General features: G+C 69.1%; 18 protein-coding genes. 6 read left to right on the forward strand and 12 right to left on the reverse strand.

The genetic code is table 11. The features are described from left to right. Positions 1–66: 66 nt before the first annotated feature. From ABD691_RS23320 to ABD691_RS23335, 4 genes are all read right to left on the reverse strand, one after another. On the reverse strand, positions 67–1,479 hold the full coding sequence (locus ABD691_RS23320) for a cation:proton antiporter domain-containing protein (protein ID WP_344683070.1): 1,413 nt from the start codon (positions 1,477–1,479) through the stop codon (positions 67–69). A gap of 216 nt (positions 1,480–1,695) precedes the next feature. After that, on the reverse strand, positions 1,696–2,160 hold the full coding sequence (locus ABD691_RS23325; protein WP_344683072.1) for a hypothetical protein: 465 nt from the start codon (positions 2,158–2,160) through the stop codon (positions 1,696–1,698). A 167-nt stretch (positions 2,161–2,327) separates the two neighbouring features. Continuing rightward, positions 2,328–2,612, reverse strand: a complete 285-nt coding sequence (locus tag ABD691_RS23330; protein ID WP_344683073.1) for a putative antibiotic biosynthesis monooxygenase — start codon at positions 2,610–2,612, stop codon at positions 2,328–2,330. A gap of 1 nt (position 2,613) precedes the next feature. Continuing rightward, entirely contained in the window at positions 2,614–3,468 is an 855-nt protein-coding gene (locus ABD691_RS23335) for an NAD(P)H-binding protein (protein WP_344683075.1), read from the reverse strand. Between the two features lie 82 nt (positions 3,469–3,550). Between ABD691_RS23335 and ABD691_RS23340 the strand changes: the two genes are divergently transcribed. Further along, a complete protein-coding gene (locus ABD691_RS23340; RefSeq protein ID WP_344683077.1) occupies positions 3,551–4,495 on the forward strand; it encodes an AraC family transcriptional regulator in 945 nt (314 codons plus the stop codon). Positions 4,496–4,588: 93 nt separating this feature from the next. On the opposite strand, the gene ABD691_RS23345 is transcribed toward ABD691_RS23340, so the two are convergent. The 6 genes from ABD691_RS23345 to manD form a co-directional block, all read right to left on the reverse strand. After that, positions 4,589–6,766 (reverse strand): glycoside hydrolase family 97 protein, encoded by a 2,178-nt coding sequence (locus tag ABD691_RS23345; protein WP_344683079.1) that lies wholly within the window; start codon positions 6,764–6,766, stop codon positions 4,589–4,591. 268 nt (positions 6,767–7,034) lie between these two features. Then, positions 7,035–8,339, reverse strand: coding sequence for a TRAP transporter large permease (locus tag ABD691_RS23350; protein ID WP_344683081.1), 1,305 nt, complete (start codon positions 8,337–8,339; stop codon positions 7,035–7,037). After that, a complete protein-coding gene (locus ABD691_RS23355; RefSeq protein ID WP_344683083.1) occupies positions 8,339–8,851 on the reverse strand; it encodes a TRAP transporter small permease in 513 nt (170 codons plus the stop codon). Before ABD691_RS23355 ends, ABD691_RS23350 begins: the two co-directional genes overlap by 1 nt. After that, on the reverse strand, positions 8,848–9,882 hold the full coding sequence (locus ABD691_RS23360) for a TRAP transporter substrate-binding protein (protein WP_344683084.1): 1,035 nt from the start codon (positions 9,880–9,882) through the stop codon (positions 8,848–8,850). Before ABD691_RS23360 ends, ABD691_RS23355 begins: the two co-directional genes overlap by 4 nt. A gap of 11 nt (positions 9,883–9,893) precedes the next feature. Further along, complete coding sequence (locus ABD691_RS23365) at positions 9,894–12,386, reverse strand: glycoside hydrolase family 31 protein (protein WP_344683086.1); 2,493 nt, start codon at positions 12,384–12,386, stop codon at positions 9,894–9,896. Positions 12,387–12,481: 95 nt separating this feature from the next. Continuing rightward, the gene (manD, locus tag ABD691_RS23370) at positions 12,482–13,720 is read right to left on the reverse strand and encodes a D-mannonate dehydratase ManD (RefSeq protein ID WP_344683088.1); all 1,239 of its coding nucleotides are present in this window, start codon (positions 13,718–13,720) and stop codon (positions 12,482–12,484) included. A gap of 137 nt (positions 13,721–13,857) precedes the next feature. Between manD and ABD691_RS23375 the strand changes: the two genes are divergently transcribed. The 5 genes from ABD691_RS23375 to ABD691_RS23395 all read left to right on the forward strand — a co-directional run bounded on the left by ABD691_RS23375 (position 13,858) and on the right by ABD691_RS23395 (position 19,787). Then, positions 13,858–14,862, forward strand: coding sequence for a LacI family DNA-binding transcriptional regulator (locus ABD691_RS23375; protein ID WP_344683090.1), 1,005 nt, complete (start codon positions 13,858–13,860; stop codon positions 14,860–14,862). 47 nt (positions 14,863–14,909) lie between these two features. Next, positions 14,910–16,376: a glucuronate isomerase gene (uxaC, locus tag ABD691_RS23380; protein WP_344683092.1), complete on the forward strand. Its 1,467-nt coding sequence runs from the start codon at positions 14,910–14,912 to the stop codon at positions 16,374–16,376. Beyond that, positions 16,373–17,674, forward strand: a complete 1,302-nt coding sequence (locus tag ABD691_RS23385; protein WP_344683094.1) for a mannitol dehydrogenase family protein — start codon at positions 16,373–16,375, stop codon at positions 17,672–17,674. Before uxaC ends, ABD691_RS23385 begins: the two co-directional genes overlap by 4 nt. Positions 17,675–18,095: 421 nt before the next feature. After that, positions 18,096–18,266 carry a hypothetical protein gene (locus ABD691_RS23390; protein WP_344683096.1) on the forward strand — a complete coding sequence of 57 codons (171 nt, stop codon included), beginning with the start codon at positions 18,096–18,098 and terminating at the stop codon, positions 18,264–18,266. A 165-nt stretch (positions 18,267–18,431) separates the two neighbouring features. Next, positions 18,432–19,787, forward strand: coding sequence for an NAD-binding protein (locus ABD691_RS23395; RefSeq protein ID WP_344683098.1), 1,356 nt, complete (start codon positions 18,432–18,434; stop codon positions 19,785–19,787). 166 nt (positions 19,788–19,953) lie between these two features. Here the strand turns inward: ABD691_RS23395 and ABD691_RS23400 are convergent, their stop codons facing one another. Together ABD691_RS23400 and ABD691_RS23405 are read right to left on the reverse strand one after the other, a co-directional pair. Beyond that, positions 19,954–21,000 carry a LacI family DNA-binding transcriptional regulator gene (locus ABD691_RS23400; RefSeq protein WP_344683099.1) on the reverse strand — a complete coding sequence of 349 codons (1,047 nt, stop codon included), beginning with the start codon at positions 20,998–21,000 and terminating at the stop codon, positions 19,954–19,956. 86 nt (positions 21,001–21,086) lie between these two features. Beyond that, the gene (locus ABD691_RS23405; RefSeq protein ID WP_344683102.1) at positions 21,087–23,882 is read right to left on the reverse strand and encodes a beta-L-arabinofuranosidase domain-containing protein; all 2,796 of its coding nucleotides are present in this window, start codon (positions 23,880–23,882) and stop codon (positions 21,087–21,089) included. Positions 23,883–23,895: the final 13 nt, after the last annotated feature.

A 23,895-nucleotide genomic window follows, 5' to 3' on the forward strand; every position in this document is an offset into this window, starting at 1 on the left:
TCACGGCTATCGCTGTTCTTCCTGCCAGCCCGTTGTCCCGGGCTCAATTCCGGGGAGCTGGTTCGGTCATCTGACCAGGCCGTCGGGCTCACGCACACTCGGCTCGTTCTGCAGGTTTGCCCGGCGCGGGGTGAACAGCTTTATCAACGGTCCGGTTGTCGCCGTGGTGATCAGTGCCACCAGGACGAGGACGGTGAATCCCAGCGTGTTGATGATCTGACTCTGCAGGCCGATCGTGGCCACGACGAGCTCCGTGACACCACGGCAGTTCATCAGGGCGCCGAGCCGCAACGCATCACTCGACGGCATTCCCGCAAGCCGGGAGGCGCCAGCCGTCCCGACGAACTTGGTGACGATGGCAACGAGCAGCACCACGCCGAACAGCAACCAGTGAACCGGGGAATCACCCAGTAGCCCGATGGACGTGCTCAGGCCCACTCCCGCGAAGAACAACGGCAGCAAGACGAGCACCGTGAATCCGTGCAATTGGCGAATTATCTGCGTTACCACGGCAGATCCGCGGGGAACCGCGAGACCGAAAAGGAAAGCCCCGATCACCGGGTGCATGCCGATGAGATGGGTGACGGCGGCGAACGCGATCGCGCCGGACAGCAACAGCGGAAGAAGAAGCTGGTCGGCGGCCTGGTACCGACTCGCGTACCGCAGCACCCAGGTCAGCGCCGGGCGGACGAGAAGCACGACGAAGGCCGTCAGCAACGCGGCGACGAACACAGTGGTCATGATCTGTCCGGTGCCGCCGCTTCCGGTGGCGGCGAGAATGACGGTCAACGCCAGCCATGCGATGCCGTCGCCAATGGCGGCGGAGGTCAGCGCGACCACACCCAGCTCTTTGCCGTCCAACCGCAGGTCGACCAGGATCCTCGCCAGCACGGGAACCGCCGTGATGGACACCGCCAGGCCGAAGAACAGCAGATAGATCACCGAGTGCGGGACCGGTCCGGCCAACATCGGCTGTACCAGCGCCGCGATGGCCATCCCACCGGCGAAAGGTAGACCGATACCGCCGACGACGACGAACCCGACGGCCTTGCGGTGCACACGTGCGTGGTGCACATGCAGCTCGCAGCCGAGCATGAACATGAAGGTCACCAGCCCGAGCTGAGCCGCCATCTCCAGTGCCGCCACCACTTCGGGAGGGAACATCCAGGCGCGGCCGTCCGGCCACAGCGCCCCGAACACCGACGGTCCCAGCACGATTCCGCCGAGAATCTCTCCGACCACGCCAGGCTGACCGAGCTTCCGCAGCAGCCCGCCCATCAGGTGGCAGAGCAGGACGATCAACGCCAACGCGATCAAGAACCGCGCGAGCGGGTCGATGTGGGCGACACCCACGAACGCCTGCGGCAGGAACAACCTCCCCGCCACGACCAGCCCGGTCAGGATCAGCGCTCCTCCGATCAGTGCAAGAAGGCGCCGACTGCCACCAAGGCCGCGGTAGCTGGTCGCGGCCTCGTTCACTGCCCGATCTTGTTCGTCCACCAACACGCCGCTGAACCCCCCTCATTCTGTGGCGAATGGAAATTTGATCCGCGTTGAACACGCGGGTCCAGCAAAGGACTGGTATCCGCTCGACAAACAGGGAAAGAATACTCCGGCGGTTGCGCGCGAGGCAGGCACCAACCAGCGTTTGCCCGCCTCGCCCGATGACACCGGACTACTTCAGCACCCGGGCCACTACCTGACGCTCAGCTTGCCGATGTACTGCGCCGCACCCTGCATTCCTCTCAAATTCCCGGTGGCCTGCAGGTAGCCGGAAGAACCGTCCCATTTCCCGGTGCCACCGGTGATCTCGCAGAGGAAGACGAACTCGCCATCGCCTCCCGGGGCAGTGTTGAGCAGTGAATCCTCGACGCAGGCGATGTCTCCGTGCTTGTCGTGAATGGAGAAGTTTCCGTTGATCAGCATCATGCCCGGCTGCGAAGTCGGCGTGATGCTGTTCCCGACGAACTCAGCCGATCCCTGGATGGTTCCCTCGAAGGTGGCGACAAAGCACCTGCCGACCGGCGACGTGCACGCGGGCCCGGTGATGGTCTGACTCCTGATCGAGCCGTGAGCCTGGAGGGACTCGGGACCTGCCTCCGTCTGGTTGGCGGCCACACCCACCCCCAGCACAACAGCAAGAACAACTGTCAACGACACGTACAGAATCGGACGTACCCGGCGAAAGCTTGATTTCGACACTGAGGTAACTCCCCCCTGGTCCTGGCGTCCGTGGTGGGCACTCATGATTTGGGGTACAGAGGATCGGCTCGTGATGGTCCGCCCACACTACGGGCGGACCGAGTATCCGATGGGAACTCCGTGCATCACGACTTTGCCGATGACTTGATCCGCGCCGCGCGTTTCAGCGCGCTCGTGACCGCGGGGACCAGTACGTAGACCATGATCGGCACGAGTACGACGGTCAGGACGAGCGTGCGCAGCGGCAGGGCGAGCTGCGACAGGCCGAGTTGTTCGAAGAGCCACAACGCGAGGGTCAGGGCCGGATAGATCGACAGCCACATGGTGAGCATTTGAACCAGGCGATGACCACCGCGTCCGCCGGTGGTCATGTCGCGCCTGGTCGAACCGTGCTCCGACTTCCCGAGCACGTCAGCCTCCGTCAGAGGCCCCGGCACGGGCATCCCAGGCTCCGGTGGCGGCGGTCTTGCGGACGTACTCCGCGAAGTCGCGGGGCGGCCGGCCGAGAACGCTCTCGACGGTGTCGGTCACGTTTTCCCTGCGGCCGTCGAAGACCTCGGTCATCAGGTCGGCCAGTTGCGTCGCGTACGCGGCCGGCACACCTCGTCCGGTCAGCGACGAGACGAACTGCTCGGAGGTGACCGGCAGATAACGAATCTCCCTGCCGGTCGCCGCGGCGATCTCGCCGACGGCATCGGCGAAGGTGAGCAGCCTTGGTCCGGTTATGTCGTGGATCCGGCCGGCATGGCCCTTCTCGGTCAGCGCGGCGACGGCGACATCCGCGATGTCCTCCGCGTCGGTGAACGGCTCCCTGACGTCGCCGGCCGGAAGCGCGACCACACCGCCCCGCACCAGCTCCGCGAGGAACGCCTCGCTGAAGTTCTGCGTGATGAACCCGACCCGCACGACGGTCCACTCCGCACCGGACTCCCGCACTGCCTGTTCGCACCGCTCGGCCTCGGCTGAACCGCGGTCGGCGAGCAGGACGAGGTGCCGGACGCCGCTGGCCACCGCGAGGTCGGCGAAAGAACGCACCGCCTGGGCCGCGCCGGGGAACGCCGCATCGGGATAGTAGGCCACATAAGCTGCGTCGATTCCCCGCAGAGCGGGTTCCCAGGTGGTTTCGTCCTGCCAGTCGAAAGGCGGCTCACCACGCCGCGAGCCAACCCGTACCGGCACGTCGTGCTCGGCGAGCCGGGACACGACCCGGCTTCCGGTCTTACCTGTCCCCGCGAGGACCAACGTTGTAGGTGCAGTCGCTGTCATGATCACTAGTCCACCGGAATGCCGGGTTTCGTGCCATGTTCGAGGCTCGCAGACCCATAAGGGTGCGTCTTATGCTGTGCCAGTGGATCATTTGTCGGTCCTGCTCGACGGAGCCAGGGTCAGGGACGGGTTGGTGCTGCGGTCCATCCTGAACCCACCGTGGTCGGTGCAGGTGCAGGACGGGGCGCCGCTCAACGTGGTGGCCATCCTGCGAGGGACGCCCTGGGTCGTACCCAGCACCGGCGATGCGGTGCGACTGAACGCGGGCGACATCGCGGTGATGCGTGGCCCGGACTCGTTCACCTTCGCCGATGACCCCCGCACCCCGACCCAGGTCGTCGTTCAGCCCGGCCCCAAGCGGACGACCGCGGGAGGCGCGGAGCTGCCCGAGGTCACGGACATGGGTGTGCGCACCTGGGTCAACGGCATGCGGACCCGCGACGACGTCGCGGACGACTCGTCGATACTGCTGATCGGCAAGTACCGGGGACCGGGCGAGATCGCCACGCGCCTGCTCAGCGCGTTGCCGCCGCTGCTGGTCATCCCCAGTGCCGCCCGCGTCGGATCGGCGCTGGTGCCGGTACTCGCCGAGGAGACCATGCGAAACGAGCCGGGCCAGGATCTCGTGCTCGAACGACTTCTGGATCTCCTGCTGATCACCATCCTCCGCGAATGGTTCACCAGGCCCGACACCTCGTACCAAGCCAACGGCGATCCCGTCGTCGGGCCCGTCCTGCGACTCGTACACAGCGACCCGGGCAATCCGTGGACGGTGGCCGCGCTCGCCCAGCGGACCGGGGTGTCCCGAGCGACGTTGGCCCGCCGCTTCACCGACCTCGTCGGCATGCCACCGATGGCCTACCTCACCGCGTTGCGAATCGACCTGGCCGCCGATCTCCTCGTCGAGTCGGACGCCACGATTGACACCATCGCCCGGCAGGTCGGCTACGGCAGCGCGTTCGCCTTCAGCTCTGCTTTCAAACGAGCCCGCGGGATCAGCCCACAACGCCACCGTGACCGGGCATAACCGCTTCCAACGGACTCTCGGCCGGATCGACGTCGCCCCCGGTCGTGCTCGGCGTTCGGCCGAGCCAACCGGGGGCGACGGTTCGGTGTGAGGTCAGGAAGCCCGGCAGCCGTCCACTGTGGCGACGAAGCCGCCGAACTGCGCGGTGTCGACCGAGAGCGTGCGGTCCGGCGAAAGTGGCGGGTTGGTCACGGTGATCGTGTTGTGCGCCTCGGCTCCGTCCGCCTCGGAGAAGAGGGTTACCGCCGCTCCAGGGCCGCACCCGAGGGCCGCCAGGTCTGCCGTGAGCGTGCGGGCGACCCCGACCGGGGCGGTGTAGCCGGTGTCGAGGTCCGGGCGCTCGAAGGTCGACGTGGACACGGTCTTGCCGTTGAGACCGGCCACGTACCAGGTGGCACCGGCCCGCCGGGCCATCACGACACTGTCACCCGGGGCGCCGCCGAGGAACTTGACCTCGTCCCAGGCGGTCGGAAGTGTTCTGAGCAGCTCTCGCACGGGTGCCGGCTGGCCGAGGTAGGCCTCGGGTTTGCCGCCGTAGGTCGTCAGGCCGGAGTGCATGATGACCGGCAGCGCGAGCTGGTGCGCAGCTGTGGAGCGACGCGGCGTCGTGGGGCTCAGATCGGTGTTGAGCACCGCCGGGGAGTAGTCGAACGGGCCCGACACCATCCGGTTGAAGGCAAGGATCGTGTTGTGCTCGGGCATCCGGTCGGAGTGGGCGCTTGTGCTGTTCTCGTAGGTTCCACCGATCCCGCCCTCAACCCCGAGCAGGTGCGGGTACTCGCGCTCCCAGCCACGGCTCACGGTCGTGTTGTGCAGCGTGACCATCAGCTTGAAGTCGGCGGCGTCCTCGAGCACGGCCCGCTGCTGCGCCAAGAGGTCCTGCTTGTTGCTCTCCCAGATGTCGACCTTGACGCCCTTGACCCCGGCCGCATGGAGCCGCTCGAAGTAGGCACGGCGCTCGGTCCGGTCGACGATGATGTCCCTCGGCGTTCCAGGGTTGGCGTTGTTCGGGCCACCGGAGTTGACCCACACCCACAGACCGACGCCGCGCTTGCGTGCTTCCTCGACGATCCGTTCGACCCCGACGACAGTGCCGTTGCTGTCGGTCATCTGGTCCCAGCGCGCGTCCGCCAGCGCGTACTTCCACCCCATCCGCGCGGACAGGTCGATCCACGGGATGAAGCTGTCCAGCGTCGCGAGCGAGCTCGGGCTGTTCATCCAGGAAAAGCTCGCCGCACCGGGGTCCACCCACGACCAGTCACGTGGAGCCGCGTCGCGCGCCAGGTCCGTGGTCGCGGTGGTGGCGGCCACGTCCTGCAGATCGGGCGACGCGACGACGAACCGCCAGGGAGACGTCCAGGGGCCCCGCGCCTGGGGATTGCCGGTGCCGTACGCGCCACGGGCCTCGTCGTCCTTGGGGAACTCGATGCCGTAGCGTGCGGCCCCGTCGATCACCGGAACCGAGCCCCGGACATGCGTGGCCGGGTAGTTGCCGTGCAGGTCGGCCTCACCGATGTGGACCCACCACGGGCGATCGGCCACGGAGGTCCGAAGGGTCAGGGGGAAGCTCCAGCCGTCCGCGTTGCTCGTTCCCATGGGGTTGAGCAGGCGCTTTTCGTCTGCGCCGCGGTCGAGATACCACTCCTGGTTCTTCGGCGCCAGCGGCGTGGACTTGTTGGTGACCTGGAGGGAGTCGCCGCCCTTGGGCACCGCGAACTCGGTGGCCTCGCGAGTGATCTCGACCTGGCGGTCCGGGGCGATGTCCGGGAAGGCATACCGCAGAGCCGCACCGTCGTCGAAAACCCGGACCGTGACGACCATTCGTTCTCCGCCGGCGCCCCGGAACGTCAGATCCCGCTCCAACGCCGGCTCGTCCACCGTGCTTATCTTGCTCTGGGTCAAGGTGTAGGTCTCCGCGACGCGGCGCGGCGCACTCACGCCACACAGCTGCAGACCCCGGGTGAAATCGGCATCAGCCCGCACCAAGCCGAGGGCGGACGGCTGCACGACCGGGCTGCCCCGGAAGGTCACCGACCATGAAGCGCCCCCGTCCGCCCCGGGCAGAACCGTCGCGGCCACGTCACCGCCGGCTGTGGTGACGGGCTGAGACAACGGCGCACAGGCCGACGGGGAAGACGGGACACCGGCACCGTCGGCAGCGGACCCCACCGCGACAGCACTGGGGGGCGCCGCCGAGACGGCGAGTACGGAGATGACCAACAGGGCCCGGACGGGGCGTGAGGAAAGCACGCGCCAACGCTGCCCCCGCATCGTGACCACCACACCAACGCCGCGCGAACGAGCCACAATCAACGAACCAAAACCGCAGCCACCACCCCAAGATCCACCCCAGCGGGCTATCGCGACCGTCGGGACGGCGGGATTCGAACCCGAGTCCTGAGAGGACTGATCAACGAATTCGAACCCGCAGCACGAAACCGAAGATCAGCCCCTCTGGCCGAGTTTTGGGACCCCACAGGTGGACCTGCTCCGCACCGTCAACGACGGCCTGCGCCCGGCCGCGGAGCGGCTCTGACCGCTACTCGAGCAGGCCCATCATGCCCGGCAACCACAGCGACAGCGCGGGGATGAAAGTGACGGCGACGAGCAGCAGGACCAGCCCGGCGAAGTACGGCATGAGCTTCGGGACCACCCGCTCGATCGACACCTCGCTCACGCCGGTCCCGACGAACAGGACCGAACCGACCGGCGGCGTCATGGTGCCGATGCACATCGCGAGGATGAGCACCATGCCGAACTGGACCGGGTCCATGCCGAGCTCGCCGGAGATGGGAAGCAGGATCGGCGTGAAGATGAGGATCGCCGGCGTGATGTCCATGAACGTGCCCACCACCAGTAGCACGAGCAACATCAGCACCAGGATGACCGCCCGCGAGTCCGCCACCGACAGCAGCCCCTCCGTGATCGCTGTCGGAATACCGGTGTAGGCCATCACCCACGACATGCCCGCGGACGCCGCGATGAGGAACATGACGATGCCGGTCGCGACGACCGTGCGGGTCACGACGTCCTTGAAGGCCGTCCACGACATGCTCCGGTACGCCAGCGACAGCACCAGCGTGTACAGCACGGCGACCGCGGCCCCCTCGGTCGCCGTGAAGACGCCGAGCACGATGCCTCCGACCACGACGACGACCAGCAGCAGGCCCGGGATCGCTCTGAGCAGGACCCGGAAGGCCTCGGCCAAGGTGACGCGGTCAGCCTTCGGGTACTTCTGCCGCCGGGTGAACACGTACGCGATCACCATGATCACCACGCCCATGAGGATGCCGGGCACGTACCCCGCCATGAACAGCGCCGAGACGGACACACCGCCCGCGACGGTCGAGTAGACGATCGCGGCCGTCGTCGGCGGGATGAGCAGTCCGGTCGGGGCCGACGCGATGTTGACCGCAGCCCCGAACGCCGGGTCGTACCCGGCGTTTTTCTGGCGGTCGTGCAGCGTGCTGCCGATCGCGGCGGCCGACGCCACGGCCGAGCCCGACAGCGCCCCGAACAACATGTTGGCCAGGACGTTGGTGTGCGCCAGTGCGCCGGGGACCCGGCCCACGACCACCAGCGCGAGGTCGACGAGGCGGTGCGCGATTCCGCCGGTGTTCATGATGTTGCCCGCGAAGATGAACAACGGGACGGCCAGCAGCGCGAAGCTCTCGATGCCGACGTTCATCTGCTGCCCGATGACGTAGGTGGAGTCGTCCCACGGCAGGAACGCCAACGCGGTGACGAACGAGGCGATCCCGAGCGACACCGAGATCGGCACGCCCGCGAACAGCAGGATGAAGAACGCGCTGAATAAGACGCCTACAGCGGTCAGAGCACCCATCAGTCCGTCCCCTCCGTCTCGATCGAGACCTCGCGGGTGAGGTCCTCCCAGATGTTGAGCACCTGCGCGAACGCGATCGCGAGGCCGGCGATCGGCCCGATCGTGTAGACCAGCCCCCGCGAGATCCCCAGCAGGGCCGAGTAGTTGGTGGCCGCGCTGAGCACCAGCATCGTGCCGCCGATCACCAGCACCACCACGGAGAAGACCAGCACGAGGACGTCCGAGGCGATGACCAGCACGTGCCGCACCGCGGGCGAGAACCGGCCCCGCAGGACGACGAGCGCCATGTGCTTGCGGTGGAGGAACGCGTACGCGGCGCTGATCATCGACGTCCAGATGAGCGCGTAGCGCACGAGCTCCTCGGTGAAGGCCGCGGGCGTGCCCAGGACGTAGCGGGTGAAGACCTGGTACAGCACCAGCAGGGTCATGCTGACGAGCAGGGCACCGGCGAAGGCCGCCAGGACGCCACCCAGCGCTCGTCGCACCCGGTTCAGTCGGTCGAGTGTGGTCATTCCGCGCCTCGCTTCCCGGCGGCGACGACCGAGAGGAGCTCCGCGACCTCCGGGTACTGCCCGGCGTACGCGTCCACCACCGGTCTGGTGGCTTCGCGGAAGGCGGCGGTGTCGACGTCGGTGATGAACTCGACTCCCATCTCCTTCGCGTCGGTGATCGCCTGCTCGGTGCTCTTCGCCCAGTCGGTCTTCTGCTGCTCGGTCGATGCGCGAGCGGCCTCGGAGAGCAGCTCCTCGTCGGCCGGGGAGAGCCGCTCCCAGGTCTCGGTGCTGATCACGAGCATGTCGGGGATCCGGGTGTGCTCGGTCATCGAGAACGCGTGGGAGACCTCGCCGTGCGCGCTCTCGGTGAGCACCGTCGCGTTGCTCTCGGCGCCGTCGATCAGGCCGGTCTGCAGCGAGGTGTAGGTGTCGGCGAACGCCATCACGACCGGGGCGCCACCCAGATCGCCGACGAAGTCGGTCTGCGAGCGCATGTCCTGCACGCGGATCTTCAGCCCGCGCAGGTCTTCCGGGGTCCGCACCGGCGTGTTCCGGGTGTAGAAGGACCGCGCCCCGGAGCTGTAGTAGGTGAGGCCGACGAAGCCGTCGTCGGAGGTCGAGCGGAAGTACTCGGCCATCTGCGGCGAATCCATCACCTCGTAGAACTCCTGCTCGGAATCGAAGAGGTAGGGCAGGCCGAAGGTGTGGTAGCCGGGGTCGTAGGTCGCCAGTCCTGGTGCGCTGACCCGGGTCATGTCGACGATGCCCTCGTGGACCTGGCCGAGCGTGTCGGGTTCGGCGCCCAGCTGACCGTTGCCGTAGATCTTCACCACGATGCGGCCGCCGCTGCGGCGCTCGACGTCGTCGGCGAACGAGGCGAGCGCCTTGGAGGTGACGTGGTCGTCGCTGAGGTTGTTCGCCAGGGTCAGCACCAGGGGGTTCTCCGGCGTCGCCGCGGCGCTCGTCCGCGCGCCGGAGGCCGGTGCGCACGCGGCGAGGGCCGCGACGAGGACCAGGGCGACGCTGCCGCTGATCAGTCGTTTCCGCATGACTGCCTTTCTCACATGCCGATCATGTCGACGGGCTCGAACGAGATCGTGACGGCGAGATCGCCGCCGGTGTCGGGGGTCTTGATCAGCACGGATCCGAGCCCGATGTCGTAGTGCCAGCCCGTTTCCGCGGCGTCGAAGCGAGTGCGGTGGAGGTGCTGCGGGAGGCGCTCGCCGTCGAGGGCGACCCAATGCGGGCACTGGCCGGGCCGGACGACGTCGAACAGCAGCCGTTCGACGGCGCTCCGGTACCCGCCGCGCCGGGTCAGTTCCAGGCGCACCTGCTCGCCGGCGGTCATCCGGATGTCGGTCTCACGGAACGCACCGTCCTCGTGGGCGCGGGTGAGGCCGTCGTCCTCGTAGAGCGTGAACCGGGCGTCGCGATCGGGGGCGCAGATCAGGCGCAGGTCCGTCACCTCGTCACGGGTGAGGCTGTGCAGCTGGTTCTCCGCGACCGGGACGATGCCGCCGCCGCGCAGGAACAGCGGGATCGAGCCGAGGTCCACCGGCAGTTCCACGACCTGCCCGCCCTCGTAGCGCTCGCGGGTCCAGGCGTTGTAGAACACCTCGCCCTCCGGAAGCCGGACGGTGCGGGCGCTCGCCCCCGGGGTGAGCACGTTGGCGACGAGCAGCGCGTCGCCGAGCATGAACTCCTCGGACGTCTCGTCCAGGGCCGGATCGCTCTGGAAGGCGCTGACCAGTGGTTCCATGATCGGCCAGCCGGTCGCCGCGGCGCGCGCGGTGAGCGAGTACAGGTAGGGGAACAGCCGGTAGCGCAGCTTGATGGCATCCCGGACGTGGGGCGTGTGGTCGGGGTACATCCACGGCTCGGTGACCGTGTTGTCGGAGTTGACCGAGTGGATCGAGAACCTCGGCTGGAAGATGCCGTGCTGCACCCACCGCACCAGCAGCTCGGGATCGGGTGCGGGGCCGTGGAATCCGCCGATGTCGCAGCCGTGGTGCGGGAAGCCGGACAGGCCCATCCCGAGGATCGTGGCGATGTTGTGCCGCAGCGACTCCCACGAGGTGGAGTTGTCGCCCGCCCAGCTCTGGGCGTAGCGCTGGATGCCCGCGTGCCCGGAGCGACACACGATGTAGGGACGAGCCGACCGAGCCGTCGCGGCGATGCTGTCGCGGGTCACCCGGCACATGAGGTTCGGCATGACGCTGCGCAGGCGACCGATCGTCGCGCCTGCGCCCTCGAAGTCGACGCCGGAGTCGGTGTCGATGATGCCGTCGTACTCGCAGTTGTCGTTCCAGACCGACGTGGTGCCCTTGTCCAGGACCGCTTCGACGAGCCAGCGCTGCCACGCCTCGCGGGCGGCGGGCTTGCTGAAGTCGACGAACCGGCCCGGCCCGCCCCACCAGGCACCGGCGGCGGGGCCGTCACCGGCTGTCGCAGCCGCGTCGGCGCTGCGGGTGACGAAGACATCCGCACTCTCGAACTCCGCGAAGCGGGGGTGGACGTCCAGGACACCGGGCTTGACGTTCGGGGACACCGTGATGCCGCGCTCGGCCATCCCGGCGAAAAAGCCCTCAGGATCGGGGAAACGGCGCTCGTTCCAGGTGAACACGCACCGCTTCGGCCCGGCCTCGGTCTGCTGCGTGGTGTAGCCCGACGAGAGCTGGAAACCGTCGACGGGGATGTCCTCTGCCCTGGCGATGTCGATGAACTCGGTGATCGCGCGGTCGCTGTCGGCGTCGAGTTCGGAGTAGTACATCGACGAGGCCAGGTAGCCCAGCGCGTACTTGGGCAGCAGTGGTGGCCTGCCGGTCAGCGTGGTGTAGCGCCGCACGACATCGCGAATGCCCGGCCCGGCGATCAGGAAGAGATCGATGTCGCCGCCGTCGGCGCGGTAGCGGCTGTGCGGGGGCCAGTAGTTGCTCCGCTCCCGGCCGAGGTCGAAATCGCAGTCGTAGGTGTTGTGGTAGAAGTACCCGACGGCCTTCCGGTTCTCCCTGTTCATCTTGAGGTAGAACGGGATGTGCTTGTACAGCGGGTCGGTTTCGCGCGGATCGTAACCGAGGGCGTCCTTCGGGCTCATCGTGATGAGCTTCTGCGCCTTGTTCAGCGGCCCCGTGGTCTCGCCGAAACCGTAGAACGCGTCGTTTCGCGAGATCTCGCTGGTGTGGATGCGGCGACCGTTCGAATCCTGCAGGTAGCCGAGCCCGACGACATCCGAGTGCAGCAGAGTGCCCGCCTCGTCGTGGACGCGGATCCGGAACGGGCCCTTCTCGATGTCCACGCGGAGGTTCCCGCCGGTCACCCTGACGAGGTCGCCCAGGTCGTCGAGGTCGAACGGCTGCGGCGCCACCCGCGTGCGCTCGTCGCCCATGAACTCGTCGAGCCGGTCCGGCCACGCCGTCGTGGTGAGCGTGTACGACTCCTCGGCGAAATCGCCCTCGAAACCGGCACGAATGCGAAGGATGCCGTCGGCCAGGAGAATGAGCCGGATCTCGACACCGTCGGTGTGGACGTGGACCCGGTCACCGACCCGTTCCACTCGCTCGACTCGTGATGTGACACGCACGTGAACTTCTTCCGATCTGGCGAATTGCTTACGACCCGGGTGATGGTGCGGCGGCGCGGGTGATTGACTCACCAGTCATGAACCGTGCCGTCCTGGAGCCGGTTCACCGGCAGGTATGCCTGCTCGTACGGGTACTTCGCCGCCAGGTCGTCGTCGAAGTGGATGCCCAGACCGGGTTCCTCGCTCGGGCGCAGGCCGCCGTGGGCGAATTCGTAGGTCGGCCCGAAGACCTCCCGCGTCTGCTTGCTGTGGACCATGTACTCCTGGATGCCGAAGTTGTGCAGTGCCAGGCCGAGGTGCACCGCGGCCGCGAGCCCGACCGGCGAGACGTCCGTCGGGCCGTGCATACCGGACTTGACCTGGTACATCGCCGCGTAGTCCATGATCCGGCGCACGCTGGTGACGCCTCCCGCGTGCGTGATCGGCGAGCGCACGTAGTCGATGAGCTGCTCGCGGATCAGGTGCTGGTAGTCCCACACGGAGTTGAACACCTCGCCGATCGCCAGCGGCGTGGTGGTGTGGTGCCGCACCCAGCGCAGCGCTTCCTGGTTCTCGGCCGGGGTGACGTCTTCGAGCCAGAACAGGTCGTAGGGCTCCAGGGACTTGCCCAGCTTTGCCGCCTGGATCGGGGTGAGCCGGTGGTGCGCGTCGTGCAGCAGCGCGATGTCCTCGCCGAACTCGCCACGGACGGCTTCGAACACCGAGGGCACGTGCCGCAGGTAGGCGCGGGTGTCCCAGCTCTCCTCGGCGGGCAGCGCCGAGCGGCGGGCGGGTTCGTAGTCGTAACGGGTGTCGTCGCCGATCGAGGCGGCCGCGCTGGAGGCGACGCCGTACACCGAGTCCAGGCCCGGCACGCCGGTCTGGATGCGGATCGCGCGGAAGCCCTCTTCGAGGTGCCGGCGCACCGAGTCGAACAGCTCGGGGATGTCCTTGCCGCTGGCGTGGCCGTAGACCAGGCACCGCTCGCGACTGGCCCCGCCGAGCAGCTGGTAGAGCGGCAGCCCGGCGACCTTGGCCTTGATGTCCCACAGGGCGGTGTCCACGGCCGCGATCGCGGCCATCGTCACCGGGCCGCGCCGCCAGTACGCGCCGCGGTACAGGTACTGCCAGGTGTCCTCGATGGCATGAGCGTCGCGCCCGATCAGCAGCGGCACGACGTGGTCGGTGAGGTAGCTGGCCACCGCCAGCTCCCGGCCGTTCAGCGTGCCATCGCCGTAGCCGACCACCCCGTCGTCCGTGGTGATCTTCAGCGTGACGAAGTTGCGTCCCGGGCTGGTGACGATGACGTCTGCACGCTCGATGAGCACTGGTCCTCCTTGACTGGGAACGACGAGCGTGATCGGCGCGGTGGCCGGGCGGCTCGTGGTCGGTTCAACGTAGGAGCCGCCCCGTAGGCTGGCAATCAGTTGTCATTTGTTGCCAACATCAACAGCGGAGGTGCCAGGTGGACCAGACGAGGCCGACCATCTACGACGTCGCGAAGCGCTGCGGCGTCGCGGCCTCCACCGTGTCGCGCACCTTCTCCCACCCCGGCCGGGTCAACCCCACCACCCGGGAGAAGGTCCGCGCCGCCGCCGCCGAGATCGGTTACCTCCCGCGGCCGCTGGCGCGCGCGGAGGCACCCGGCCGCACGCGGACGATCACCCTGGTCGTCACCGATATCGCCAACCCGTACTACGCCCCGCTGATCAAGGCGGCCCAGGCCCGGGCGCTGGAGAAGGACTACACGCTGGCCCTGATCGACAGCGACGAGTCACCGCAGGTGGAGGTCAGCAACCTGCGCCAGCTGCTGGCGACCACCAGCGGCGCCATCCTGGCCACGTCCCGCCTGTCCGACGACGTCATCCGCCAGCTCGCCCGGCACCGCGCGCTGGTCATCGTCAACCGCGAGATCGGCGGAATCCCCAGCCTCGTGGTCGATACCGCGGGCGGGATGCGCAAGGCCGTCCGCCACCTGGCCGCCATCGGACATCGCCGCATCGCCTATCTCGCCGGCCCGCGCAACTCCTGGATCAACAGCGCGCGCTGGCGTGCCGTGCAGGAGGAATCCGGTGCGCTCGGCCTCGACGCGGCGTTCGTGGGGCCGCACGCGCCGGACCTCCGGGGCGGGTACGAAGCCACCGACGCGCTGATGCTGCAGCGCGCGACCGCCGCCATCGCCTACAACGACCTCATCGCCATCGGCACCCTGAAGCGCTTGCAGGCGGCCGGTGTCGACGTGCCCGCGGACCTCAGCCTCATCGGGTGCGACGACATCTTCGGCGCGAACCTGACCACCCCGGGCCTGACCACGATCGCCGGACCGACCGAACGGCTCGGTCGAGCCGCGGTCGACGCCCTGCACGCCCAGCTCACCCACCGCGCCGGTGCGGATTCCAGGCTGTTCGACGCCCATCTCGTGACGCGCGGCTCCACCGCCGCCCCCGGCATGACAACTGATGGCAACTAGTTGCACGCGTCGCGCGGGGTGACGACGCTGCCCGTATGGACCGCGGCATGGCAGCAACCCCTGGGACCCACCACGAACGCGAGCACGCCCCCGCAGGCCGGGTGCCGCTGAACCCGCACCCGGACCGGCTGCTCCCGTCCGAACCGTCCCAGCGCGGCATCGCGCGGCGGCTCTACGACAGCGTCCGGGACCTCCCGCTGATCAGTCCGCACGGGCACGTCGACGCCCGCCTGCTCGCGGCCGACGACGCGTTCACCGACCCCGCAGCGCTGCTGGTCACCCCCGACCACTACGTCACCCGCCTGCTGCACGCCCACGGCGTCCCGCTGACCGGCCTCGGGTTGCGCGACAGCGCCGACGGCACCGAACCCGCGCAGCCGAGGGACGTGTGGCGGACCTTCTGCGAGCACTGGCACCTGTTCCTGGGCACCGCGTCCCGGGGCTGGCTGGAGGCCGAGCTGCACGACGTGCTCGGCGTGACGGTGCAACCCTCGGCCGCCACCGCCGACGAGCTGTTCGACGAGATCACCGCCCGGCTGCGCGAGCCCGAGTTCCGGCCGCGCGCGCTGTACGACTCGTTCGCCATCGCGGTGCTGGCCACCACCGACGACCCCGCCGACGACCTGTCCCACCACCGGGCCCTGGCCGAGGACCCGTCCTGGTCGGGCCGCGTCGTGCCGACCTTCCGCCCCGACCGCTACCTCGACGCGACCAGCCCCGGCTGGACCGCGGCGCTGGACGACCTCGCCGCCGCCGGCGGCATCGACACCAGCGACTACGACGGGCTCATCCGCGCGCTGGAGAACCGCCGGGAGCATTTCCGCGCGCACGGCGCCACCGCCACCGATCACAGCGCGCCCGATGCGCGCATGGCGTTCCTGGACGCCGCGCAGGCGCAGCGCTTGTTCGATCAGATCCGATCCGGCACGGCCAGCGTCGATGACGCCCGCCTGCTGTCCCGGCAGCTGCTCGGCGAAATGGCCCGCATGTCCAGCGAGGACGGCATGGTGATGGCGCTGCACACCGGCAGCAGGCGCAACCACCACCCGGACACGCTGCGCCGTTTCGGCCCCGACACCGGCCACGACATCCCGCTGCAGGCGGAGTTCACCCGAGCACTGCAGCCGATGCTGGAGCGCTTCGGCACGAACCCGCGGTTCCAGACCGTGCTGTTCACCCTCGACGAGACGGTCTTCTCCCGCGAACTCGCCCCCCTCGCCGGGTTCTACCCCTCGGTCTACCTCGGTGCGCCGTGGTGGTTCCTCGACGCCCCGCGCGCGATGTACCGCTTCCGCGACGCCGTCACCGAAACGGCCGGCTTCCACCGGAACGCGGGCTTCATCGACGACACCCGCGGGTTCTGCTCCATCCCGGCCCGCCACGACACGGCACGCAGGGTCGACGCGGCCCACCTGGCGGGACTCGTCGCCGAACACGTGCTCAGCGAGGACGACGCCGCCCTCGTCATCCAGGACCTCCACGACCGCCAGCCGCGAAGGGCGTTCCGACTGTGACGACACGACTGACCCGCGCCGCTGCCCACGCACGCCCGCCGGCTCCGGTCCGCGCCGTCCACCTCGGACTCGGTGCGTTCCACCGGGCCCACCAGGCCGTGTACACGATGGCCGACCCCGACTGGGGCATCGCGGCCTACACGTTCCGCAACACCGAGCTGCCGCGCAGGCTCGCCGAGCAGGACGGTCTGTACTCGCTGCAGGTGCGCGGAGACGGGGAGCCGCAGGCGCAGATCGTCGACGCGATCAGCCGTGCCCATCCCGGCAGCGACACCGACCAGTGGCTCGCCGATCTGGCTTCTCCCGACGTGGCGCTGCTGACGCTGACGATCACCGAGGCCGGTTACCAGGTGTCCGGGGACCAGGACAGCGCCGCGATCGGCCGCGTCGTCGCCGGTCTGCGCGGGCGGCACCGCGCGAGCGGCACCCCGATCGCGCTCGTGCCCTGTGACAACCTGCCGGGCAACGGCGGCGTGCTGCGGGAGGCGATCCGCACCGCCGCGGAAGGGGAGGACCCGGGCTTCCGCTCGTGGATCGAGGACCACGTGTCGTTCGTCGACACGGTCGTCGACCGCATCACGCCCGCGGCCACCGAGCAGGACGTCGCCAACGCCGCGCGGCTCACCGGGCTCGAAGATCGGGCTCCCGTGGTGACCGAACCGTTCAGCGAATGGCTCCTGGCCGGGGACTTCCCGCTCGGCAGGCCCGCGTGGGAGAAAGCCGGTGCCCGGTTCGCCGACGACCTCGCCGCGTACGAGCAGCGCAAGCTGTGGTTCCTCAACGGTGCGCACACGCTGCTGGCCTACGTCGGCCCCGCGCTGGGGTGCGCGACGGTCGACGAGGCCGTCGGCCACCCGGTGCTGGCCGGGTTGACGGAGTCCTGGTGGGACATCGCGTCGCGCCACGCGTCTCTCCCGGCGGAGGACCTGACCGACTACCGGCAGCGTCTGCTTGAGCGCTTCTCCTCCCGCGGGGTGCGGCACAACCTGTTGCAGATCGCCGCGGACGGTTCCCAGAAGATCCCCGCTCGGATCCTCCCGGTGCTGCGCGCCGAACGAGCCGCGCAGCGGATGCCGGAAGCCCCGGTCGCGGCGTTGGCCGGCTGGCTGATCCATCTGCGCGACCGCCCGGTCCGCGACCCCCGCGCCGACGAACTGGTCTCGTTGGCCCGCTCAACGGACGCCCCGCGCCGTGTCCTGTCCACTCTGGACGCCACCCTCGCCGACGACCGGGAGCTGATCTCCGCGGTCGAGGACTACGTCGAGCACCTGCGGCTCTCCTCCTGCCCAACCGGGTAAAGCCGCCACCGGCGTAACGCGCGACGCAGCGCCCGATTTCACTACCCGCCACACAGAGCCGAAGCGGCTCGTGCCGGCTCCGCATTGTCGCCCGCGTTCATCCTCATGGCCGCCGGCGTCAGCCACCACACCAGCGCCTACGCGCTGACATGAAGGTGTCAACAACGTCCTGGCCCGCAACAACCAGCGGGTGACCAGACGATGGATCGTCGGCCGAGAGGCACCACACGCGCCACCTTGTGGACCCGCGAACCCGCTGCGACACACGCGTTTCCGGGCCGGGCGTGCGGACGCGTGCCAGCGGGAGACCGCGACTCCCGCCAGGTTCAGCCTGGCTAGGGACGAGCTGCCCGAGCAGTGGCGGATCGAGCATCCAGGGACCGACCCCGGGAAACGCGACATCCACGAGATCCGGATCGGGGTGCTGGCATCCGGCCGGCAGGCGGAAGCGTTGCGCGAGGAACTCACCCGGCTGATCTGCCCCGACCCGGAGCACGAGCCCCCGTGCCCGGTTCCGTGGTCCGCCAGCTACACCGACGGGGCCGACGAGCCGGAACTGGACCTGCGGTACGGGCACCTTCGCGGTCGGTGAGTGACCTGAACAAACCCGTCCTCGGTTCTTCGTGGGATCGAACAATCTCCCTGGGCGGCCAGGCCCGTAGCGTGCGTCACATCCAGTCCGGCGGCGATCCCGCCCGGCACCGGCAGCGGAGAGGCACGTCTTCAGGCCAGCGCAACCGACCAAGGATCTACCGCGATGAACGAACCACCCGCTCCACCGACCGGGCGTCGGCTGCTCGTCGTTGGCGACGACGAAGACCTGGGCCTCTCCGTGGCCGAACACGCCCAGCGATGGGGCAACGCAGCGCTGCGACTGCACCGCCCGGACGACGAGGCGTTGCGGGATCACCTGCGTGAGCCGGTCGACGGAGTGGCGGTGGTTTCCCGCGACGACATCGTCGCGCTGCGTTACACCTTGCTCGTCGAACACCTGGCACCTGGGGTCCGGCTGGTCGTCACGATCTTCGATCACACCGTCGCCTCCGAGATCACACGCGCCGTGCCGAACTGCACGGTGCTGGGCATGACCGACGCGATCGTGCCGACGCTGCTGGGCGCCTGCGTGGCACCGGAACTGGCCAGCCTCCGGCGCGTCGGCGACCAGCTGGTGGCGGTCCGGCACTCCCCTGCCGGGCCGCGGGTGGACTGGCACCACCGCCGGCCCCGGTCGTGGAAAGCCCGCGCCGGCAAGGCACTCGGGCAGCTCCGCCCGGTGGACGGCTCGTCCCGGGCGATGCTCATCGGGTTCGCCGGGCTTCTGCTCGTGGCAGCCCTGGACACCGCGCTGGGTGTGCTGGTGCTGCACGAGCACTGGCCGGACGCCGCCTGGCACGCCGCGCGCACCCTGACGACCGTGGGCTCCGCGCCCGCGGCCGAGCACGCACCGGACTGGTACAAGGTGCTGTCCGCCGTCTCAATGCTCGCGGTCCTGGCCTTCGCCGCGATGTTCACCGCCGGCTTGGTCGACCGGCTGACGTCCCGCCGGCTCACGGCCCTCGTCGGCAGCCGCGCCGTTCCGCGGCGCGACCACGTCGTCGTGGTTGGTCTCGGGCAGGTGGGGCTGCGCCTGTGCTGCGAACTGCAGGCACTGGGAATCGGGGTGGTCGCCGTCGAGCGCGATCACCACGCGCCCTGCCTGCCCCTCGCCCGTGCGCTGGGAGTCCCCGTCGTGGTCGGCCGCGGCGGCGACCGGTTCCTGTTGCGTCGCCTGTCGCTGCCCAAGGCACGGGCGCTGGCGGCGGTTTCCTCGGACGGACTGGAGAACATCGCCGTCGCGGTGTCAGCACGTGCGATCGCACCGCACCAGCGGATCGTGCTGCGCGCCGGTGGCGATGACGTGACGAACGAATCGCGTTCCCTGTTCCGCATCGGGGCGGTCTGCGATGTCACCCGGATCACCGGCCCGTTCGTCGCCGCTCGCCTGCTCGACGTCGACCTGCTCAGTGTGTTCGCCATCGAGGACCGCACCTGCGCACTGTTCGCGGACGGGCTCGTGCACGATCTAGCACAGTGGGCAGTCCACGACAGCGAGCTCGAGAAAATCGGTTCCTGATAAGGAAAGGACAAGGTCATGTCAATCCCCGGGACGCTCAATCAGTCCACAGAGGATGAACGGGCGACCACCGAACAAGCAGTCCTTGCACAAGATGCCGACGAGGACGAGCATCATGTCGTCCGAGGCTACGACTGACAGCCGGACCTCACGGAGATGACCAGGGTCACCGCGTCCGCATGCCGGTGCTCTCCCGGACGACCAGTTCAGCGGGAACCATGGAGCGCTCCGTCCCTGGACTGCCGTCGATCAGACCGGACAGCCGGGTGAACGTTTCGCGGCCGAGCGCGAGGAAGTCCTGGCGGACGGTGGTCAGCGGCGGCGAGAAGTACGCCGCCTCGGGAACGTCGTCGAACCCGACGACCCGGACGTCATCGGGAATTCTGCGACCGGCCTCGTTCACGGCGCGGAAGAGACCGAGCGCCATCTGGTCGTTGGCCACGAAAACCGCGTCCACATCGCCCTGGGCGAGCAGTGCTTTTCCGGCTTCGTAGCCGGATCGCGGGCTCCAGTCACCGCGCAGGACGGGCGGCGGCTCCAGCCCGTGCCGGGTCAGGGCGGCGCGCCACGACTCTTCACGCGCAGCGGACTCCAGCCAGCCTTCCGGCCCGGCGATGTGCCGGACGTTGCGGTGCCCGAGGGCGAGCAGGTGCTCGGTCGCGCGCCGTGCGCCGTCCCGGTGATCGACCGACACCACCGGGACCGGTGCCTGTTCGATGTCGGCGACCGCCACGAGCGGCACGTCCCGCGGCGCGGTCTCCAGCGCGCGGGTGGCGGCGACGTGCGGCGCTATCACCACGATCCCCTCCACGCCCTGCCTGCGCAGCGTGTCCACCGCACCGGTGACCGAGGCGAGCTCCGGAGCCCGGATGCTCGCCACCGACACGCTGTAGCCCTGCTCGCGCGCGGCGGTCTCCACGCCGAACAGCGTGCTCGCCGGGCCGTAGAGCACCGAGTCGAGCGTGACCACGCCCAGGGTCCGGGAGCGCCCGGTGGCCAGCCCCCGCGCCAGCGAGTTCGGGCGGTAGCTGAGCCGGTCGACGGCTTCGAGCACCCGGCGCCGGGTCTCCGCGCGCACCGCGCCGGTGCCGTTGACCACCCTGGACACGGTCATGTGCGACACGCCCGCGAGCGCCGCGACGTCGGCGAGCGACGGCGGGCGCTCGGTTGAGGACGTGACCGACCCGATCACATCGTCGGACCGCTTTACCACCAACCAGCTCCCGTCACCACCACCAGGGTCGCTCACATTTTAGCTGGTCCGGCCGAGCCGCTCCGGGAAGCTGGTCGAACAGCAGTTCATTCCGAGAACGGCGCCTCCGCAGCGGCCCGCATGATCCGGTCGCGCTCGGCATCGGTGAAATGACCGCCATCCCGCCAACGCTCCGAGACCGCGGAGACACGAGCGGTGAACTCGCCCTTGTTCGCGAAGGGAGCGCCGGCCCACACCTCGTCGAGGAACGTGCCCACGCTGCCGGCCGGGTTCCGGACGCCGGAGTCGACCGAGTCGAAGACGATCCTGGGCTCCTCCCTGCGGAAGTAGGCGTGGAACGGGTCCTCGGTTCCCTCGAAGAACGGGGCCAGCTCGGTCTCCCCGAGACGGAAGTGCAACGGATCGCCGGGCACCGGCGTGAGCGCGCGGGAGAGGTCGCCCGACAACCGCGCCGTCGGATACAGGCTGAAGGGCAGGAAGCCGGTCCGGGAATCCCGGGCGACCAGGTTTACCGGCCCGTACATCAGGTTCTGCACCGCCGGATCGTCCGGGGTGCGTTCGGCACGGAGCTGGAACGGAAGATCGACCTCCACGACATCGCCGTCCCGCCACGCCCGCGTCAGCGTGACGTAGCTGCCCGGCCCCTCCGAGACGGGCTGCGTGACACCGTTGACGCGCACGGCGAACCCAGGCCCGACCCACGCGGGAACCCGCAGGTTCAGGGCGAACTCCGCCGAACCCGCGATGCGCAGCGAGGAACGGCCTTCGTAGGGGAACGGCGTTTCCTGCGTGACCGTCACGCCTTTCGCCGTCCACCGCAGCGCCGAGGGCTGGTAGAGGTTGACGTAGAGCGCACCCTCGTCGTCGCGCGCCAGGTAGGTGAAGTCCTGATACTTGGTGGGATTCTCCATACCGGTGCCTTCGCAGCACGTCGTCCCGTCATGCGGGGTGAAGTCGCGGACCGCACCGGGCTGCAGGCCGATGAAGTAGGTCGCCAACGGCTTCTCGGCATCCGCCTTGTCCTGTTTGGACCCGAGTACCTGGTTGAACAGCGCGCGCTCGTAGTAGTCGGCGTACGCCGGGTCCTGCTCGCGCAGGAACAGCTCCTTGGTCAGCTTGAGCATGTTGTAGGCACAGCAGGTTTCCGCGTCGCTCTGGTTGAGCAGTGCGGCGACAACCCCTGGCTTGCGGAAGAACTCGCGTTCGCTGGTGCCGCCGATGCCGAACATCCGCGGTGTGACGACCATCCGCCAGAAGTTCCGCGCGGCCTCCCGGTAGCGGTCCTGCCCGGTCCGGTCGTGCATGAGCAGCAGTCCGGTGAAGATCGGGATGTGCTGGTTGGCGTGCTTGCCGTCCAGGACGTCCCGGTTGTCGGCGCAGGCGTCGATCAGCGAGTTCAGGTCGAAGTACTGGGCCAGCCGGAGGTGTTCGGGCCTGCCGGTGAGCGCGTGGGTCCGCAGGATCGCCTCGACGATGCCGCCGAACTCGCCGCTGGAGAACAGCCCCCACATGCGCTGACGGTCGGCGTCGGTCAGCCTGCTCAGCCGCGAGTGCATCCAGTCGCACATCCCCGCCGCGAGGTCGAGGGCGCGCTGATCTCCCGTTGCGGCATGGCCGTCCAGCAAGCCCTGGAGGATCTTGTGCGTGGTGTAGTAGGGCGCCCAGACCACCGGATAGCTGCTTTCCGTGATCGACTCCAGCAGGATGAACTGCGTTTCCGGGTAGGCCGCGAGGAAACCCGGATGGCTCGGCTGTCCCCAGGTCCGCCCGAAGGCGGCGTGCCGTCCGCTGCCCGAACCGTCCTGCGCGGTGGTGCCGCCGTGCTCGTCGCAGCTGAAGGAGAAGCGGTCTCCCGGACCGGCCGGGGTGTCCGCCGCCCGCGCCTGTTGCAGGGCCGCGAGCTCGTCCGGGCTCAGCGCGCGCGACCACAGGTTGATGTCGTCGAGCACGCCGCCGAACGGGCGGTCGTCGTAGTGGGACCTGCCGATCCAGCAGTGCGCGAGGCTTCCCAGGTCGGCCGGTGCCAGCGGCACCGCACCGCTGCCGGCCTGCTTTCCGTTGACGTACAACGAACCGGAGCCCTCGGCCAGGACGACCGCGACATGGCTCCACTGCCCTGCCGGGAGCGGATTCCGCCCGGTGATCCGGTTTTCCGCGCCGGCACCGTCCCGGGTGATCGCGAACCGCGGCAAGCCGCCGTCGTCGTGCGCGGTGAGGAACAGGTTCGTCCTGGTGTCATTGCCGATGTCGAGGATCCGCGCCCAGGTGTCCACCGCCTCGGGACGCACCCAGGCCGCGAAGGTCATGGCCCGCAGCCCGTTGGCCGGACGGCCGGGAACGTCGAGGTGCAGGTAGGCACCACGCTGGAAGTCGATGGCGGTGCCGAACCGGCCCGGCGCGCTGCGGATCGACGGCGGCGTGCGCAGAGCTTCGCGGCACTCGTGCAGAGCTGCGATCAGCGTCCGGAGCTTGCGCTCGAACTCCGGTTCACCGGTGCTCGCGTACGCCTGGGCCAGCGCGGTCATGAAGTGCCCGGTGAAATGACCCCGGAGGTTGCCGTTGCCCGCGCCGTCCAGGCCCTCCCAGCCGCCGGGGGCGACCGCCCCGCCGGTCGGGAGGTAGGCGTTCGACCGGAAGACCTGGAGCAGCCGGTTCTCGTCGTAGCCGCGCACGAAGTCCAGCAGCAGGCCGCGCTTGTCCGCGAACAGCCCGTCGCCGAGCGCGACATCCGACAGCGGGAACGGATGCAGACGCGCTTGCGGCGCTGCCGACCCCGCTGGACTCGCCTGCGCGGAAGCCGGCAGCAGCGAGGAGAACGCCGGGAGAACAGCCGACGCCGCGCCGAGGCGCAACGCGTCGCGACGGCTCACTTTGCGTGCCATGAGAAGACTCCCT

The sequence above is a fragment of the Saccharopolyspora taberi genome (genome assembly GCF_039534165.1).
GTDB classification, from domain to species: domain Bacteria; phylum Actinomycetota; class Actinomycetes; order Mycobacteriales; family Pseudonocardiaceae; genus Saccharopolyspora_D; species Saccharopolyspora_D taberi.